The organism is Halorubrum tibetense, assembly GCF_055396225.1.
The window spans coordinates 1307100-1323752 of record NZ_AP043742.1; the positions used below are offsets into that span (position 1 = coordinate 1307100).

Genomic DNA, 16653 nt, shown 5'->3' on the forward strand with positions numbered 1-16653 from the left:
GCGTTCGTCGGAGGGCGTTCGGGAGGGCGCGGGCCTAATCGGATCGTGTCGACCGGCTACTCCAACCGCTCCTGCCACTCCTGTACCCGCGAGAGCAGTTCGATCGGGGCGGTCTCCGCGAGGTCGACGTCGGTCAGCTCCTCGATCACTGCGCGGGTTTCGGGGTTGGGGGCCGGCTGCTCGTCGGCGGTCCTCGGTTCGCTCGCAGCCCTCGGTTCGCCCACACTGCCGGTGTCGCCCTCGTCCGTGGCATGCTCGCCGCTCCCGACTCCCGTCGCGCTCGTCCCGTTCGCGTCCGCCCCGTTCGCGTCCGCCCCGTCCGCCCCGTCCGCGAACGACCCCGACGAGAGGTCGAAGACGGCCTGAGTGGTCCCGGTACCCCCCGCGGCCGACCCGCCTTTCGCCTCGATCGCCTTCTCCTCACGGAGGCGGTTGAGCACGTCGCCCGCGCGGGCGACGACCGGCTCCGGCACACCAGCGAGGTCCGCGACGTGGACGCCGTAGGACCGGTCCGTGGGCCCCTCCCGGACCGTTCGGAGAAAGGTCACGTCGCCGCCCCGCTCGTCGACCGCGACGTGAACGTTCTCCACGCGTGGGAGGTGGTCGGCGAGCGTCGTCAGCTCATGGTAGTGCGTCGCGAAGAGGGTTCGTGCGCGTACCTCGTTGTGGAGGTACTCCGTCGCCGCCCACGCGAGGGAGATGCCGTCGTAGGTAGCCGTCCCGCGACCCACCTCGTCCAGGATCACGAGCGACTCCTCGGTGGCGGAGTGGAGGATGTTCGACAGCTCCTGCATCTCCACCATGAACGTCGACCGACCCTGTGCGAGCTCGTCGAGCGCCCCGACTCGGGTGTAGATCCCGTCGACGACGCCGACCTCCGCGGAGCGGGCGGGAACGAACGAACCCGCCTGTGCGAGCAGTTGGATCAGCGCCGCCTGTCGCATGTACGTCGACTTCCCGCTCATGTTCGGGCCGGTGACGATCAGGAAGCCGCGCTCCTCGTCCAGCCGGAGGTCGTTGGGGACGAAGTCGGTCGTCCGCTCGACGACCGGGTGTCGTCCGGCCTCGATCGAGAGCGTCCCGGGCTCCGCGAGCGTCGGACGGGTCCAGTCGTTGCCGGCGGCATGAGTCGCGAGCGACGCCAGCGCGTCGATCTCGGCGAACGCCCGTCCGACGTCCTGGAGGAGTTCGGCCGTGGCGGCGACCGTCTCCCGGAGCTCCTCGAACAGCTCGTACTCCAGGTCGCCGCGGGCCTCCTCGATCCGAAGGATCTCGCGTCCCCGCTCGGCGAGCTCGTCGGTGACGAACCGCTTGGAGTTCTTCAGCGTCTTGATCTCGCGGTACTGCTCCGGCACCTGGTCGGCGACGGACTTCCCGACCTGGATGTAGTAGCCGTCGGTCTTGTTCCGGTCGACCGTGACGTGTGAGAGCCCGTGTCGGCGCTTCTCGCGCTCAGCGAGGGAGTCGATCCACTCGATCGCCGTCTCGTGGCGTTCGATCAGGTCGTCGAGCTCCGGATCGTACCCACGGCGGAGGATCCCGCCCTCGGTTTTCGTGTTCGGCGGGTCGTCGTCGAGCGCCGCGGCGAGCTCGTCGTGGAGGTCGCGAGCGCGGTCGCGGTCGGGGCGGTGGAGCGTCTCGGCGACCGGCGACTCCGCGAGCGGCGTCCCCGACAGCGCCTCCGAGAGCGCCGGGAGCAACGCGAGCGTGTCGCGGACGGAGGCGAGCTCGCGCGGCCCCGCACTCCCGCTGGTGGCGCGCGCGGCGAGCCGTTCGAGGTCGTACGCGCCGTCGAGAGTCTCTCGAAGGCGGTCGCGCGCGAGCGCCGCCGACGCGAGCGCATCGACGGAGTCGAGCCGACGGGAGAGCTCCTCGCGGTCGCGTTTCGGTCGGGTGAGCCACTCGCGGAGGAGCCGTCCCCCGGCCGCGGTGACGGTGTGATCGAGCGTGTCGAACAGCGACCCTTCCCGGTCGCCCCGCATCGTCTCCGTGAGTTCGAGGTTGCGCTGGGTGGTCGCGTCGACGTCGACGTGGTCGGTCGGCCGATAGACGGTGAGCCGCGTCATCGACGCGAGCACGCCCGCGCCCGTCTCCGCGACGTACGCGAGCGCCGCGCCCGCGGCCCGGACCGCCAGCTCAGAGTCGAGCCCGACGCTGTCGACGGTCTCCGCGCCGAACTGGTCGCGGACCGCGTGTGCCGCCCGGCCGGGAGCGAACGCTTCGGCGTCGAAGACGGAGACGGACCCCGACAGGTCATCGCGGACCGCCGCGAGGACGGCGTCGTCGTTGCGAACCGTCGGTCCGGGGAGGACCTCAGCGGGGTCGAACCGGTACAGCTCCGCACGGAGGTCGCCGAGGTCGTCGAGCGTCGTGACGAGGAACCGGCCCGTGGTGACGTCCGCGAACGCGACACCATACGGGCCCTCGATGTCGCCGGAGCCGGTGGCCGCGTCCGTGGCGTCCGCGCTCGAACCGGTCGGGTGGGCGTTCTGACGCGCGTCGCCAGCCCGGACGACCGTCGCGAGGTACCGGGCGTCGGCGTCGCTCGTCTCGAGGAGGGTTCCGGGCGTGACGACCCGCGTCACTTCCCGCGCGTGGCCGCCGTCGTCGGTCTCGTATTGGTCGGCGACCGCGACGCGATAGCCGCGTTCGACGAGCGCTTTCAGGTACGGCGTCAGCTCCGAGAGCGGCACGCCCGCCATCGGATACGAGGAGCCGTGTGAGGACTTCTTCGACACCTTGAGGTCGAGCTCGTCGGCGACCGTTTCCGCGTCGTCGGCGAAGAACTCGTAGAAGTCGCCACACTGCATGGCGAGGAGGTCAGCGTCCGTCCCGTCCTTGAGTTCGAGGAACTCCCCGACGATCCCCGTTGGCATACGTCCGTACTCCCGCCGTCGGCGGGTAAAACCCTACGGGTCCACGGACAGAGGACGGGCCGGTAGACCGAAACGTCGCGGGCCGTGTACAGCCCCTACCCGAGCGACACGGACCCGCGACGGAACATCTCGCGTCGGCACGTGTATCAATGTTTCCGGTGTCGTTTTGCAGGGAGGCAGTGTCGAAGGGCTCCTCGGGCCGCCGTCATAGCACCAGCAGCGTGCCATCGTAGCACCCACATGCGGTGTCTCGGACCTACCCGTCCATCGTCGTGGGGTTCACTGCGCCGGGGCCGGAACCGACGTCGTAGCCGCGTCGGATCGCCTCGCTCATCCCATCGACGGCGGCCGTGACCGCCTCGTCGAGAGGCTCGCCGCGTGCCAGCCGGGCGGCGATCGCACTGGAGAGGGTACAGCCGGAGCCGTGGGTCGCGTCCGTGTCGATGCGGGGGGAAACCGACCGGTGAACGGTCGGCGTGTCGTCCCCGTCGGAACCGTCGGCGACGACGAGGGTGTCGACGACCTCGGGAGCGTCGCCCTCCGATCCCGTCCCGTCGAGATGACCACCTTTCACCAGCGCGGCGGTAGCACCGCGAGCGACCAGCTCGCGCCCGGCGGCCGCCGCGTCAGCCGTGGTCTCGACCGGGCCGTCGACGAGCACCGCCGCCTCGTCGGCGTTCGGCGTGACGAGCGTCGCCGCGGCGATGAGGTCGTCGTACGCGGCCTCCGCTTCCTGGGACAGGAGCCGATCGCCTGTCGCGGCCACCATTACGGGGTCGACGACGATCGGTCCGTCGAAGCCGGCGAGGCGGTCGGTAACCGTCTCGACGATCTCGGCGGTCGCGAGCATTCCGGTCTTGACCGCGGCGACGGGGAAGTCGTCCACGACCGCGTCGTACTGGCTCGCGACGTGGGCGGCGGGGATCGGGTGGACGTCGTGAACCCCGCGGCTGTTCTGGGCGGTCGTCGCGGCGACGACCGTGGTGCCGAACACCCCGTGTGCCGTCATCGTTTTCAGATCGGCTTGGATCCCTGCGCCGCCACCGCTGTCGCTGCCGGCGATGCTCAATGCGACGGGCGGGCAAACGGGGTCGTATTCGCCGGTCATGATCGAGTGGTATTCACGGATGATTATAACTCCTGGCGGTCGGAACTCGCTGGCCCGCCGCTCTCCGAGACGATCACTCGTCAGTCGTCCGTACGCCCCGCATCGCTCGACGGGTCCGTGGATCCGTCCGTGGGCCCGTTCGTTGGCCCGGCCGTCGATTCTCCCGCGTCGTCGACGATCCGGTACGAGAGGTACACGCTCCCGAGCGCGAGCGCGATCCCGGCGACGACGTCGACCGCCCAGTGGATCCCGAGGTACATCGTAGCGACGACGACGGATCCCGCGATCCACGCGGCGATCGGGGCCCACGCGCGGTACTCGTCGTAGGTGAGCGCCGCGAACGCGGCGACCGTCACCGACAGCGAGGTGTGTAACGAGGGGAACACGTTCGTGGGGACGTTCACTTCCCCGGTGAGTGCGCGATACTCCGGATTAAACGTGTATAGCAACGGCGTGACGAGGTCGGGCATCACGTTCCGCGGACCGTACGCGAGAACGAGGGTGTACATGACGAGTCCGAGCCCGTAGTTTAGCGCGTACGCAAGCATGAGCCGCTTCAGCGTCGTCGATGTGGAGAGCGCCGCGTACGCAATGAACGGGAATACCAACAGAAACGCGTAGCCGTACACGTACATCCAGGAAAAATACAGCGTCAACTCGGCGGTGGCGAACGTCTGAACCCACCCGACGAACCCACCCTCGAAAGCGTAGATGTATCCCGTGAGCCGGAGCCCGATGAGCTCAGATACCGTCTGAAGCGGGGCGCGGCCGACGGCACTGACGAACATGACGGCAACGAGCACGGCGACGTACCGTTTCGCCTCCTGAAGGTAGTGAACGAGGTTCCTCGGTACATCGTACAGCCGCCGCGGACCGATGATGGTAACACCGGCGATAAGCGTCAGCGCGCTCAGCCACAACAACAGCCCGGAGACCGCCGACAGGAAGGGGCTCATTGGTCCCGGGACAGCAGTTCGCCGTCCTCGTTGAAGCGATACGACGCCTCTCGGAGCGCCTCCCGGGCCTGTTCGGCGTCGAGCGCGCCGTCCTCGCCGTAGAAGGGGTGGACCGGGTCGTGAGCGCGGTCGTCGTCCCACCGCAGATCCGAGGGAACCCAGTCGGGCGACGCCCCAAGCGGGGAGGTTGCCGGGCGAGCGTAACCGGCGAACGCGTCGTCAACGAGCGCCGCCTTGTCGATCAGCGACGCGACGATCGCGCGGAACTGGAAGTTCGACAGGGGCGCGCGGCGGGTGTTGTAGCCGATGTGATAGAACGCGGCGGACCGTTCGCTCACGAGCGTCGCGTCCGCCTCGCGGCCGATCCGCGGGACGGCGTCCGGGCCAAGGTTGGAGGCCGTCGCGTCCGCAAACCCGTCACCGACCGTCTGGACCGCGACGATGTCCGATCCGACGCGCTCGATCTCCAGCCGGTCGAACGCCGGGTTCCCCCAGTAGGTGTCGGGGATCCCGTCGCCGAGGGAGGTCGTCCCCCCGGTCTCGCCGCCGTCGTCGGTCGCCGTCGTCTCGTTGTCGTCTGTCGCCACCGAAGCGAGTCGGGCGAGGAAGTGGTCGGGGTTGCGCTCGAACGTCACCGACTCCTCGGGCGTCGCCTCGACGAAGCGGAGCGGGCCGCTACCGATCGGCTCCTCGTTGTTGGTGACGAGCGCCTCCGTCGTCGCCTCGTCGAACTCGAACCCGGCGACCGTCGCAGTCCCGGTCCGCTCCCGCCAGACGTGTTCGGGGAGGACGGGCACGTGGAGCGCGCGATGGGTGACGGGAGGGGGAACGTCCCCCACCCGGAGATCGATCGTCGATTCGTCGACCACCGACGTGGAGTCGACGATCGACCCCTGGCCGCGGTACTGCGGGCTCGGAACGGGAGTGTCGATGCCGCCGAGCGACGTGTCACGGAGGAACTCGTAAGTGAACTCGACGTCGGCAGCGGTCACGGGCTCACCGTCGTGCCAGGTCGCGTCACGCAGCGTGACCCGGAGCGTCCTCTCGTCGACCCACGTTCGGTCGCGGGCGAGCCACGGGATCGGGTCGACGCCGTCGAACTCGATCAGGCGGTCGTACAGGAGCGAGGTGAAGGTACCGTGCCGACGGTACTCCGCCGCGATCGGGTTCCAGTTGGTGGTGATCCGCTCGTCGGTCGTCACGAGCCGAAGAGTCACTGGGTCGTCGCGGTCGTCCGTTTCGGCGTCGCGGTCGTCCGTTTCGGCGTCGCCGTCGTCTGTTTCGGCGTCGCCGTCGTCCGTTTCGGCGTCGCCGTCGTCTATTTCCGTGTTGCCGACGCCGGCGTCCGCCGATCGGCGCAGCGAGAGGAGGCCGGCGAGCGAAGTCGGGCGGTCCCTCTCCCACCCCACGAATCGGTCCGATCGGACCGCAGTGAGCGCGTCCGGAAAGGCGACCACGGTGAACGGTTGGAGGTCACAGAGCGTCCGCTGGAGCTCCGCGACGACCCCCGGACGGTCGTCGCGGCTCGCAGTCCGTTGTGACTCGAGTAAGTCGTCGACAGCGAAGTCGGTGAACCCGAACGGGTTCTGCCACCCCGTCTCGGCGGTGAACCGGGAGTGTGTGAGCCCGTACAGCGCGTCCGGGTCGAACGGGGTCGCCTCGTTGTACTGGCCGACGTAGATGTCGAAATCGTGATTGAGGAGGACGTCACGCCGGAGGTCGGCGCCGCCGACCGTGTTCACTCGGGTACCGATCCCGACGGCGTTCAGGTTCTCCGAGAGCGACCGGGCGATCCGGATCGCGTTCGGGTCCTCGTCGGTGGGTGTCGTGCGGATCTCCAAGACGAGCTGTGAGGAGCGATCCCGGCCCGCGATGTTCCGGACTCGTCCGATACAGCCGGCGCTCGCGGCGGCAGCACCGATCCCCGCGAGAGCCTCACGCCGACGTATCGGACGATTCATTTCTTAGCATACTCCGTTCTCAGGGGATATCAGTTCTGTGGTAGGTGCGCCGGGGATGAAACCCGACGTGAACCGGCGTGGAGCGGATCGGCAGGTGGTGAACCGTCCGAAACGTGAGATCCGCGACATCGTGGGCTCGCGGAGGCCGCGGGTCAGATCACGTCCAAGAGCGGCAGGGCCAGGCCGACGACCCACGCGAGCAGGCCGACGACGAGGACCGGCCGGTCCTCCGCGGCTCGGCCGACGGCGACGAGGCCGAGGGCGGCGAGGACCGCGATCCGGTGGACGATCAGGTCGGCCGGGACCGCCACCCCGAGCGCGGCGAAGTCGAGCACGAATCCGGCACCGAGCCCGACGACGACCCCGAGGAACGCCGCCGTCGGGTCACAGCGCTCGGCACCGGCGATCACGAGGGCCGGCAGGCCGAGCGCGATAACGAGGTACAGCGGCGCGGCGATGGCCTTCGGCGCGAGCCCCGGGTACGTCAGCTCCAGCGCGACGCCGGCCGTTCTGACCGCGACGAACACCGCCGCGAGCGCGGTCCCGAGCACCGCCGCTTCGGCGTGTCTCCCGGCTTCGGTCCGAAACCGACCCGCGGTTTCGACGGCCGCCTCGCGGGTCCGCCGCCGGAGGAGCGCCCCGAAGACGGGAACCAGGAGCGCGAGCTCGAACACCGAGATCCACCCGTCGCTCAGCCCACCCTGAATGCCCCGGTACTCCCGACGGACGTCGCTCGCGAGCTCGCTCTCGATGAACTCGTTCTCCAGCCGCACCGCCGGGTCGTTGATGTCCGGCACCGTGTGGCGCAAGCGGAACCAGTCGTAGTACTCCTCGTGGATCTGGACCGCGGTGTACTCGCCGTCTGGGGATTCGTACGCACGGATGTGGTCGCGAGAGCCGAGGTACTCGCCGTCGTGGAGCTCGAACGACTCGTCGGCCCATTGGCCCCCATCGGGGCCGGCGAAGTACGAGTAGCGGTCGGAGCCGTGTGCGTCGTCCCACTCGCGGACGACGATGTCTCGCACGAGGTCGGGGTCGGCATCGGTTTCCTCCTCGTCCGTCTCCGCCCAGTCGGTGTCCTGCCCCGTCTCGAGCGCCTCGCGAACCGAGTCGCCGTCGTCGTGGAAGACGACGTTGATCGCGAGCGTCCGCCCGTCGACGGACTCGGTGCGGCTCGTGTACGGCCAGAGCTCGTACTCGCCGTCGACCTCGATCAGCGAGTCCGCCGGTACCTCCGCATCTGCCGGCTCGTCGGCCGCCCCGCCGAAGAACCCGGACAACGAGAGGCCGACGGCGACGACGACGAGGAGGCCGATCGCGACCGTCTTCCGTTCCATGGGTCGGTGGCATGCGCTCCTGCGTGAAACCTGTTGCGGGGGAGGGAACCGTTGCGGGGCAGGGGGCTTGCGGGGCAGACGGGTATCGTGGGTCAAGAGGCCGTTACGGCCCGAAATATCGCCTTACCACGTCTCCACGTAGCCGTCGCGGACGTCCCCCGCACACCCTTCACAGTCCGGGTGACCGGACTCGAAACACGCCGGGCGACCCTCGGCGTCGACCGTGACGGAGCGCTTCTCGGCGTGTCGCCGGCAGACGATCCGGGCGCGGCCGTCCCCGTCGGCCGGGAGGTCGTACAGCGCTGTTCCCGCGTTCGACCCCTCCGGGTCCCCTCGACCCTCCGTGTAGGCCCGCTTCGCCTCCTCGAACTGGCGGCCAGCCTTCCGGAGCTGCTGGCGGATCACGCGTTCGAGACGGTCGTCCATACTCCCCCTTCGACCGCACGGACCATAGGTCCGTTGGCGTCGCGGCCGGCAACGGGAGGCACCGCGCGTGAACGAGGCGTTCGTAGGGCCTGACGCAAGCGTCTCTGGTGTGTCGACGTGGCGTCAGCGGGGCATCGAGCCGACGTGGCGTCAGCGGGGCATCGAGCCGACGTGGCGTCACCGAGGCATCGGGCCGAGGTGGTGTCAGCAGGTGTCGGATCGAGACGTGTGATCGTTCCACTCGAAACGCCGCCCGCGTCTGGCTGACCTGCGTCAGACAGAGACCGGACACCTGCCGAAACCGCCGCGAGCGCCCGTCACCCCTCCACTTTCACCGCGGTCACATGCGTTTTAATACGATGAGGAACCAACCGCCGTACGCCTCCCACCGAAACATGACCGGAGGCGAGATACCCATGAGCGAACTGCGACAGGAAGCGGAAGCGATAGCGGAACAGTTCTCGGACCACCTCGAGGTGGGTCCCGACGAGATCGAAGAGCGGCTAGAGAACCTCGTTAACGAATACCGCGTGCCGCTCGAGGAGGCGCGACGCAGCGTCACGAACAGCTACCTCGACGACGCGGGCATGGAGCGCGACGAGCTCGGCCGCGGCGGCTCCGAGCGAGTCCAGGTGAACGACATCGACGAGGACGAGCAGTGGGTCGACCTCCGCGTGGAGCTCGTCGACCTCTGGGAGCCGCGCAGCGACTCGATCGCGCAGGTCGGCCTGCTGGGCGATGAGTCGGGCACGATCAAGTTCGTCGCCTTCGAGACCTCCGACCTCCCCGAGTTGGAGGAAGGGCAGGCGTACGAGCTCACGAACGTCGTCACCGACGAGTACGAGGGCTCCTACTCGGTGAAGCTCAACCGAACGACCGGGATCACCGAGATCGACGAGACGATCGAGGTCGGCGACAACGCCGACACCGTCGAGGGCGCGCTCGTGGACATCCAGTCCGGATCCGGACTGATCAAGCGCTGCCCCGAGGAGGACTGTACGCGCGTTCTCCAGAACGGTCGGTGTTCCGAACACGGCCAGGTCGAGGGCGAGTTCGACCTCCGAATCAAGGGCGTGTTGGACGACGGCGAGACCGTCACGGAGGTGATCTTCGACCGTGAAGCCACCGAGGAACTCACCGGGATGAGCTTGGAGGAGGCCAAAGACATGGCAATGGACGCGCTCGACACGACCGTCGTCGCCGAGGAGATGGCCGAGGACATCCTCGGCCGCTACTACCGCGTGACGGGGCCGACGTTCGGCCGCTACGTCCTCGTGGACGAGATGGAGGAACCCGGGACCGTGGACGTCGAGAGCGCGCTTATCAAAGCGAGGTCGATCTGAAATGAGCCAGTCAACCCCCACTCGAGAGGTCGCCCGGCGCGCGTTCGCGAGCGAGTTCAACGACGCCGGCTACACGTTCAAGGAGTCCGACGACGAGCGCGCCCCCGTCTACGCGCTGTTGCCGACGGGCGAGTCCGCCAACCGCGTGTTCTTCGTCGGCACGCTCACCGAGACGGACGACGTCGGCGAGGACAGCGAGTACTGGCGGGGCCGCATCGTCGACCCTACTGGGACGTTCTTCGTCTACGCCGGCCAGTACCAGCCGGAAGCCGCCTCGAAGCTTCGGGACCTGGACGCCCCCGCCTACGTCGCAGTCGTGGGGAAGCCCCGGACGTACGAGACGGACGACGGGACGGTCCGCGTCTCCGTCCGTCCGGAGTCGATCACCGAGGTCGACGCGGACGTGCGCGACCGCTGGGTCGCCGAGACCGCCGAGCGGACGCTCGAACGCGTCGCCGCCTTCGACGACGAGGGGAACGAGTACGCGCGCATGGCGCGCGAAGAGTACGATCCGGACCCCGAGACGTACAAGGCCGCGGCCCTGTCCGCGCTCGAGGGTCTCGCCGACGGCACCGGCGACGAGCTCGCCGGCGGCGACGAGGTCACCGACGGCGGTGACGCCGACGACGCGGACCGCCTCGACGGCGAAGCCGCCGAGATCTGACCGCCATCGCTCGCTGAACGCCGCCGAGCGACGAACGTCGCCGGATCCGGACCCCGAACCGGAACACCCGTTTTTCACCGCCCGACCCCGACATGGGTAGTAGATAACTCAACCGGAACGACGGCGACAGAGCAGATAACCAACGAGCCGGTGGCGGGACCGGCGGCTTCGGAGCCGATCGCCGGTGGGGGCGCTTCTCCCGTCCACACTTATAAGGAAAGCCGCGACAGCGGGGCGGGACGTGCGCCCCGGAAGCCGGCGACGGAGCCGCCGGCGACGGTTATAAACGGCCGCCGGCGACGGTTACAACGGGCCGGCGACGACGCTTATAAGGAGCCTTTCGTGCTCGGCGTGTCGCTCCGCCGATCGTCGAGTCGGGTGGCGTCGTCGAGGGCACGCGCGAGAGCCTTAAATAGGGCTTCGACCTCGTGGTGGGCGTTGTCGCCGCGTTCGACCGCGGCGTGCAGGGTGAGGTCGGCGTTCATCGCCAGCGACAGCGCGAAGTGATCGGCCATGACGCTCGTGAACTTCCCGACTGCCTCCTGAGAGAACTCGCCGGCGAACTCGTAGTACGGGCGGCCGGCGACGTCGACGACGACGCTCGCGACTGCCTCGTCGAGCGGGACGCGCCGGTCGGCGTATCGCCGGATCCCGCGCTTGTCGCCGAGCGCCTCGTCGAACGCCTCGCCGAGACAGATCGCCACGTCCTCGACGGTGTGGTGGTCGTCGATGTGGGTGTCGCCGTCACAGCGCACCGTCAGGTCGAAGAGGCCGTGTTTCGCGAACGATTCGAGCATGTGGTCGTAAAAGCCGATCCCGGTGTCGACCTCGCTATCGCCGTCGCCGTCGACGGCGAGAGTGAGCTCGATCGTGGTCTCCCCCGTCTCACGGGAGACCGCGGCGGTGCGGTCGGTATCGCTCATACACGGTTCTCGTGGGGGACTCTTAAGGGGGTTGCGGGGGCAGGTTGTAGGCGAGGGTCGGGACCCGACTCCGTTCGTCGGTGGCTATTTTTGCCCGCCAGATGAACACGCGACCATGGGCACCGAGGATGTCGGTCCGGAGAGCGCTCCGGAGCCGCCGATCGAACACGACGTTGACGAAGGTGAGGGGGAGCTCGAACGGACGATCGGGCTTGTCGGCGGCCTCGCGATCGGTATTGGGACGATGATCGGCGCGGGGATCTTCGTGTTCCCGGGGCTCGCGGCCGAAAACGCCGGCCCTGCGGCGTCGCTCTCGTTCGCGATCGGGGCGGTGATCGCGCTGCTCGTCGCGCTGCCGGCCTCGGAGCTCGCCACCGCGATGCCGCGAAGCGGTGGGGGGTACTTTTTCATCTCGCGGGGGCTCGGTACTGGGCCGGGTGCGATCGTCGGGCTCGGGCTCTGGCTCGGGCTCGTCTTCGCGTCCGCGTTCTACCTCGTCGGGCTCGGCAGCTACGCCGGACAGGTGTTCTTCGAGGCAGGGATCACGCTCCCGATCAACCCTGCGGTGCCGCTTGGGGTGGCGTTCGGGATCGGACTCACGGTGCTCAGCCTGTTCGGAACGGAGAACACCGCCTCGCTCCAGAACGGGATCGTGATCCTGCTGTTGGCCATTCTCACGCTGTTCCTCTCGTACGGGAGTCTGGACGCGCTCGGGGTGTTCGGCGCGGAAAGCACGCCGGAGCGGTTCTTCCCGCCCGGCGGTGCCCTGCCCGTCCTCCAGACCGCGGCGCTCGTGTTCACCTCCTATCTCGGGTTCGCACAGATCGCGACCGTCGCGGGCGACATCAAACAGCCGTCGCGAAACCTCCCGCTGGCGATGGTCAGCTCCGTGATCATCGTCGGCGTGTTCTACGTCGTCACCATCTTCGTCGCGACGAGCGCGTTCGGGAGCGCTCGCCTCGGCGAGTTCGGCGAAACGGCGATGGTGGAGGTCGCTCGCGAGTTCATCGGGTTCCCCGGCGCGCTCGCCATAGTGATCGCCGGGCTGTTGGCGACGTTCTCCAGCGCGAACGCCTCGATACTGAGCGCCTCTCGTGCAGTGTACGCGGTGAGCAGCGACGAGATCATCCCGAAAACGGCGAGCCGGATCAACCTGAAGTACGGCACCCCGCACGTGGCGCTGGGGCTCGCCGGCGGCCCGATCGTCGTGCTCACGGCGACCGGGCAGGTGGAGCTGCTCGCCGAGGTGGCGTCGTTCCTCCATCTCGTGTTGTACGGGCTGATCTGCGTCGCGCTGATCCAGCTGCGCCGCGAAAGCCCGGAGTGGTACACGCCCTCCTTCGAGTGTCCGGCCGGGTTCGCCGTTGCAGGGGTCGGGGCGGTCGCGAGCTTCGGACTCATCGCGTTCATGCAGCCGGCGTCGATCGGGATCGGGATCGTCGTGATGGTCGCCGCATACGGGTGGTACCGCTACTACGCGACCGACGTCGAACTCAAGGGTGACTTCTGAGATGACGAACACGAACACACCGACGGCCGACGAACAGCCGGAAAACGACGGTATCGAGCAACAGGAGGGGGCGGAACGGCCGACGGTGCTCGTCCCCCTCGAAGTGCTCGAGGGCGATTCGATGCCCGACGGGACGAGCGAGCTCCTCGCGAACGCACACGTGGTGCTGCTCGGCTACCACGTGATCCCGGAGCAGACCGCGGCCGAGCAGGCGCGCGAGCAGTTCGGCGAGACCGCGATGAAGAAGCTCAGCGAGTTCGCCGATCGGCTCACCACCGCGGGGGCGACGGTCGAAACCCGGCTCGTGTTCACGCATGGGGAGCAGGCGACGATCGACCGAATCATCTACGAACACGACTGTCTGGCCGTGCTCGTGCCGAACAGCATCGAGAAGCCGGAGTCAGTGCTCGTCGCCGTGCGGGGAACGGTCGGGATCGGACGCAACACGCAGCTGATCGCCGGGTTGTTCGCCGGCACCGACATCCAGGTGACGCTGTACCACGTGCTCGGCCCGAAAGAGGAGGCAGACGACGCGCAAACCCTCTTGAACGGGGTTGAGGCCGATCTCGTCGAGCGGGGGATGGACCCCGACGCAATAGACATCCTCGTCGAGGAGACGGAGACGCCGATCGACGCGATCGCCCGGAACGGCCGGGAACACGACGCCGTGGTGATGGGCGAGACCGACCGATCGGTGACGACGTTCGTCTTTGGGATGCCCTCCAAACAGGTGGCGGAGCGGTTCCTCGGTCCCGTCCTCGTCGTCCAGCGAGAGCGGGCGGCGGAGGGCGGTGACGGCCCGGACTGACTCACCGATAGCGGTCGAGGGTCGGGCGAGTTCCCCGCGATCCGCCCGCGCTCTCGTTCGGGAGTCCCGACCGGATCCGCCGGGAGACGACGACATGGATCGCGACGAGTGTCGCGAGAACCGGCAACAGCGCTCCGATCGGTCCGGATCCGCCGGCGAGGGTGAGCGCGCTCAACGCGAGGAAGCCGCTGAGAACGGTCGCATACGTGACCGTCGCCGCGACGATCGTTCCGACCGCGACGACCGCGAAGAACGTCGCGACCGCGACGGCGTACTGCGCCGAGCGGCCGGCCAGTCGGAGGGTTTCGGTCGCGCCACGGCCGACGGTTTCCCGCGAGAGTTCAGGTATCTCCGCGCCAGCGACGGTGGGGTTCGATGGCTGCTGCTCCGCCGTGTCGAACACCGGTTGGGGGGGAGCGTCACCTGGTGGCCCGTCGAGTTCGACGGGGAACCGCTCGCCGTCGAGCACCGCGAGACCACCGGGACCGTACCCGAGGGACTCAACGAGCCGAACGATCGGGTACTCCTCGGACCACGTGGCCGGCGGGTCGAACGCGACCGTGTGGCGCTCCCCGGTGGTCAACACCTCGATCGGGACGCGGATCCGTCCCGCCTCGACGTACGGCTCCGCGACGACCTCGGCGGTCGCGTATCCGTGTTCGTCCGTGTACTCGTGTGCGCGGACGAGCTGTTCGGTGGCACTGTCGGCGGTCACTGGCCGGCTCCTCCGGTGGAACGCCGGGTTCCGGTTCCGACGGGGTACCGACACCTCGCTTCGATGACGACCCTCATGAGACGGTAACTATGCACATACTATGGCTCCCGAGCGGTTAAACCTCACCCCGGAAGAACCGTCGTTCACGGCGAGGTGACTGTCGCTCGCGCGGAGAGAACCGCTTCACTGCGTCGGGCCCCGTCACTTATATCGCGTCCGCGTCGTCCGCCGCGGCCTGCGCCTCCCGAAGCGTGAACCGCCCCTCGTACAGCGCGGTGCCGACGACGACCGCGGCCGCGCCCGCCCGCTTCAGCGCGACGACGTCGTCGACGGTCGCGACCCCGCCGGAGGCGACGACGGGGATCTCGACCGCGTCGACCACGCGCTCGACCGCCTCGCGATCGATCCCCGCCAGCTGCCCCTCGACGTCGACGTTCGTGAACAGGATCGCGCCGGCACCGGCGTCCGCGTAGCGGGCCGCGGCCTCGGCGGGGTCGAGCCCCGTCCCCTCGGTCCAGCCGCTCACGACGACCTCGCCGTCCTTGGCGTCGAGACTGACGACGACGCTTCCCGGGTGCGTCTCGGCGATCTCCGCGACGATCTCCGGCTCCTCGACGGCCGCAGTCCCGAGGATGACGCGGTCGATCCCCGCGTCGAGCAGGCCGCGTGCGTCGGCGGCGGTCCGTATCCCGCCGCCGAGCTGGAGGCCGACGTCGTCGTCGACCGTCTCGACGACCGCCTCGATGGCGTCGGCGTTGGCGCGCTCCCCGTCGAACGCGCCGTCGAGGTCGACGAGGTGGAGGGTTCTCGCGCCCGCGTCGATCCATCGGGACGCCGCCTCGACCGGGTCACCGTACCGTTTCCCCGTGCCCCGTTCGCCGCCGACGAGCTGGACCACCGCGCCGTCCTGGACGTCGACCGCCGGGACCACCTCGAACGACGGAAAAGCCTCGTTTCGACTCATGATGGGTGTGCCGGGCCGCCGCCGATTAAACCGGTCGATCGTGGCGCATCGACCGCCGGGGCCGACCGATCGCGGCCTCACTCGACGGAGGGAATGAGTGCTTCGACCGCCTCCTCGAACGTTTCGGGTTCGGTCGCGAGCGCTTGGGTGTCGTCGATCAGCTCGTCGACGACCGTCTCCGCACCGATCGGGACGTCGAGGGCGCGCTCGATGGTGTCCGACAGAGGCTCCGTCGGGTGGGCACCGCCGGAGATGAGGACGTCGGTGCCGTCGTGCCACACCGCGAGCCGGGCGGTCATCTCGGCGACGCCGTCGGCGACGGCGGTCGACCCGTCGGGTAACGGTACTTCCCAGTCGAGCCCGAACGCCGCGACGAACGTCGCGGTCGACGCCGTGTGTCCCCCGGCGACGGTCGCCTCGCCGTCATCGACGCGCTCGATGTCGGTCACTCCGGCCTCCCTGAGCTGGTCGCGGAACGCCGCCTCGGCGGCCGAGCGGACCTCGTTCATCAGTCGGTCGCGGCCGATCCCGCCGGGGAGGCTGTCGATCGCCGGGCGGATGTCGATCCGCGCGGCGAAGAAGGTGACCGGGGAGCCGTCGGCGTCGAACGCGTCCGCGACCGCCTCCGCGATGTCGACGTACTCGTAGACGACCGTGCGTTCGAGCGCGCTGACCGTCAGCGGCCCGTACGACTCCTCGAAGGCGACGCTATCTGACGCCTCGACCAGCCGCCAATCCTCGTCGATGCTGTCGTCGGTGACGACCGGCTCCGGCACCTCGCCGTCGCGGGTGCCGAGGCAGCCGGCCGTGGCGAGCGTCCCGACGGCGACGCCCGAGGCGAGGAGTCGGCGACGCGTGAGACCGGACGGCGACGCGTCCGCTGCGATCGTGGATCGAGCCGGTGTGGGGCGTTCGGAGGCGTTGGATCGGTCTGGTCGATCTGACCCGTCGAACCGGTCGGATCGCTCGTCGTTCATACGCGTCCCGAGACGATCAGGACCTAAATGGATATCGTCGCTCTCGTAGACTCGACTGCGACACGGATCCCTTATGTAACCACCA

General features: G+C 68.8%; 14 protein-coding genes. 4 read left to right on the forward strand and 10 right to left on the reverse strand.

All coding sequences use genetic code 11. The features are described 5' to 3' along the window. Positions 1-56: 56 nt before the first annotated feature. The 6 genes from mutS to ACZ5TV_RS06650 form a co-directional block, all read right to left on the reverse strand. Positions 57-2876, reverse strand: coding sequence for a DNA mismatch repair protein MutS (mutS, locus tag ACZ5TV_RS06625; protein ID WP_464384261.1), 2820 nt, complete (start codon positions 2874-2876; stop codon positions 57-59). Positions 2877-3132: 256 nt separating this feature from the next. Then, the gene (thiD, locus tag ACZ5TV_RS06630; RefSeq protein ID WP_464384262.1) at positions 3133-3984 is read right to left on the reverse strand and encodes a bifunctional hydroxymethylpyrimidine kinase/phosphomethylpyrimidine kinase; all 852 of its coding nucleotides are present in this window, start codon (positions 3982-3984) and stop codon (positions 3133-3135) included. A gap of 80 nt (positions 3985-4064) precedes the next feature. Continuing rightward, positions 4065-4940 carry a phosphatase PAP2 family protein gene (locus ACZ5TV_RS06635; RefSeq protein WP_379782142.1) on the reverse strand — a complete coding sequence of 292 codons (876 nt, stop codon included), beginning with the start codon at positions 4938-4940 and terminating at the stop codon, positions 4065-4067. Continuing rightward, positions 4937-6901 (reverse strand): ABC transporter substrate-binding protein, encoded by a 1965-nt coding sequence (locus ACZ5TV_RS06640; protein ID WP_379782144.1) that lies wholly within the window; start codon positions 6899-6901, stop codon positions 4937-4939. The genes ACZ5TV_RS06635 and ACZ5TV_RS06640 overlap by 4 nt, the downstream gene beginning before the upstream one ends. Positions 6902-7053: 152 nt before the next feature. Continuing rightward, a complete protein-coding gene (locus ACZ5TV_RS06645) occupies positions 7054-8238 on the reverse strand; it encodes a hypothetical protein (protein WP_464384263.1) in 1185 nt (394 codons plus the stop codon). Positions 8239-8361: 123 nt separating this feature from the next. Then, a complete protein-coding gene (locus ACZ5TV_RS06650) occupies positions 8362-8664 on the reverse strand; it encodes a DUF7091 family protein (RefSeq protein ID WP_379783005.1) in 303 nt (100 codons plus the stop codon). 416 nt (positions 8665-9080) lie between these two features. Here ACZ5TV_RS06650 and ACZ5TV_RS06655 point away from each other — a divergent pair, with 416 nt between their 5' ends. Together ACZ5TV_RS06655 and ACZ5TV_RS06660 are read left to right on the forward strand one after the other, a co-directional pair. Beyond that, positions 9081-10007, forward strand: coding sequence for a replication factor A (locus ACZ5TV_RS06655; protein WP_379783003.1), 927 nt, complete (start codon positions 9081-9083; stop codon positions 10005-10007). Position 10008: 1 nt separating this feature from the next. Then, positions 10009-10671, forward strand: coding sequence for an RPA family protein (locus tag ACZ5TV_RS06660; RefSeq protein ID WP_464384264.1), 663 nt, complete (start codon positions 10009-10011; stop codon positions 10669-10671). A gap of 326 nt (positions 10672-10997) precedes the next feature. Here the strand turns inward: ACZ5TV_RS06660 and hisB are convergent, their stop codons facing one another. Continuing rightward, positions 10998-11594, reverse strand: coding sequence for an imidazoleglycerol-phosphate dehydratase HisB (gene hisB, locus ACZ5TV_RS06665; RefSeq protein ID WP_379782474.1), 597 nt, complete (start codon positions 11592-11594; stop codon positions 10998-11000). A gap of 115 nt (positions 11595-11709) precedes the next feature. Between hisB and ACZ5TV_RS06670 the strand changes: the two genes are divergently transcribed. Together ACZ5TV_RS06670 and ACZ5TV_RS06675 are read left to right on the forward strand one after the other, a co-directional pair. Continuing rightward, positions 11710-13104: an APC family permease gene (locus ACZ5TV_RS06670; protein ID WP_379782472.1), complete on the forward strand. Its 1395-nt coding sequence runs from the start codon at positions 11710-11712 to the stop codon at positions 13102-13104. 1 nt (position 13105) lies between these two features. Continuing rightward, positions 13106-13912: a universal stress protein gene (locus ACZ5TV_RS06675; protein ID WP_379782470.1), complete on the forward strand. Its 807-nt coding sequence runs from the start codon at positions 13106-13108 to the stop codon at positions 13910-13912. Between the two features lies 1 nt (position 13913). Here the strand turns inward: ACZ5TV_RS06675 and ACZ5TV_RS06680 are convergent, their stop codons facing one another. The 3 genes from ACZ5TV_RS06680 to ACZ5TV_RS06690 form a co-directional block, all read right to left on the reverse strand. Beyond that, positions 13914-14627 carry a hypothetical protein gene (locus ACZ5TV_RS06680; protein WP_379782468.1) on the reverse strand — a complete coding sequence of 238 codons (714 nt, stop codon included), beginning with the start codon at positions 14625-14627 and terminating at the stop codon, positions 13914-13916. A gap of 205 nt (positions 14628-14832) precedes the next feature. Beyond that, positions 14833-15591 carry a 1-(5-phosphoribosyl)-5-[(5-phosphoribosylamino)methylideneamino]imidazole-4-carboxamide isomerase gene (gene hisA / locus ACZ5TV_RS06685; protein WP_464384265.1) on the reverse strand — a complete coding sequence of 253 codons (759 nt, stop codon included), beginning with the start codon at positions 15589-15591 and terminating at the stop codon, positions 14833-14835. A 77-nt stretch (positions 15592-15668) separates the two neighbouring features. Beyond that, complete coding sequence (locus tag ACZ5TV_RS06690) at positions 15669-16568, reverse strand: DUF6517 family protein (protein WP_464384266.1); 900 nt, start codon at positions 16566-16568, stop codon at positions 15669-15671. Positions 16569-16653 lie beyond the last annotated feature (85 nt).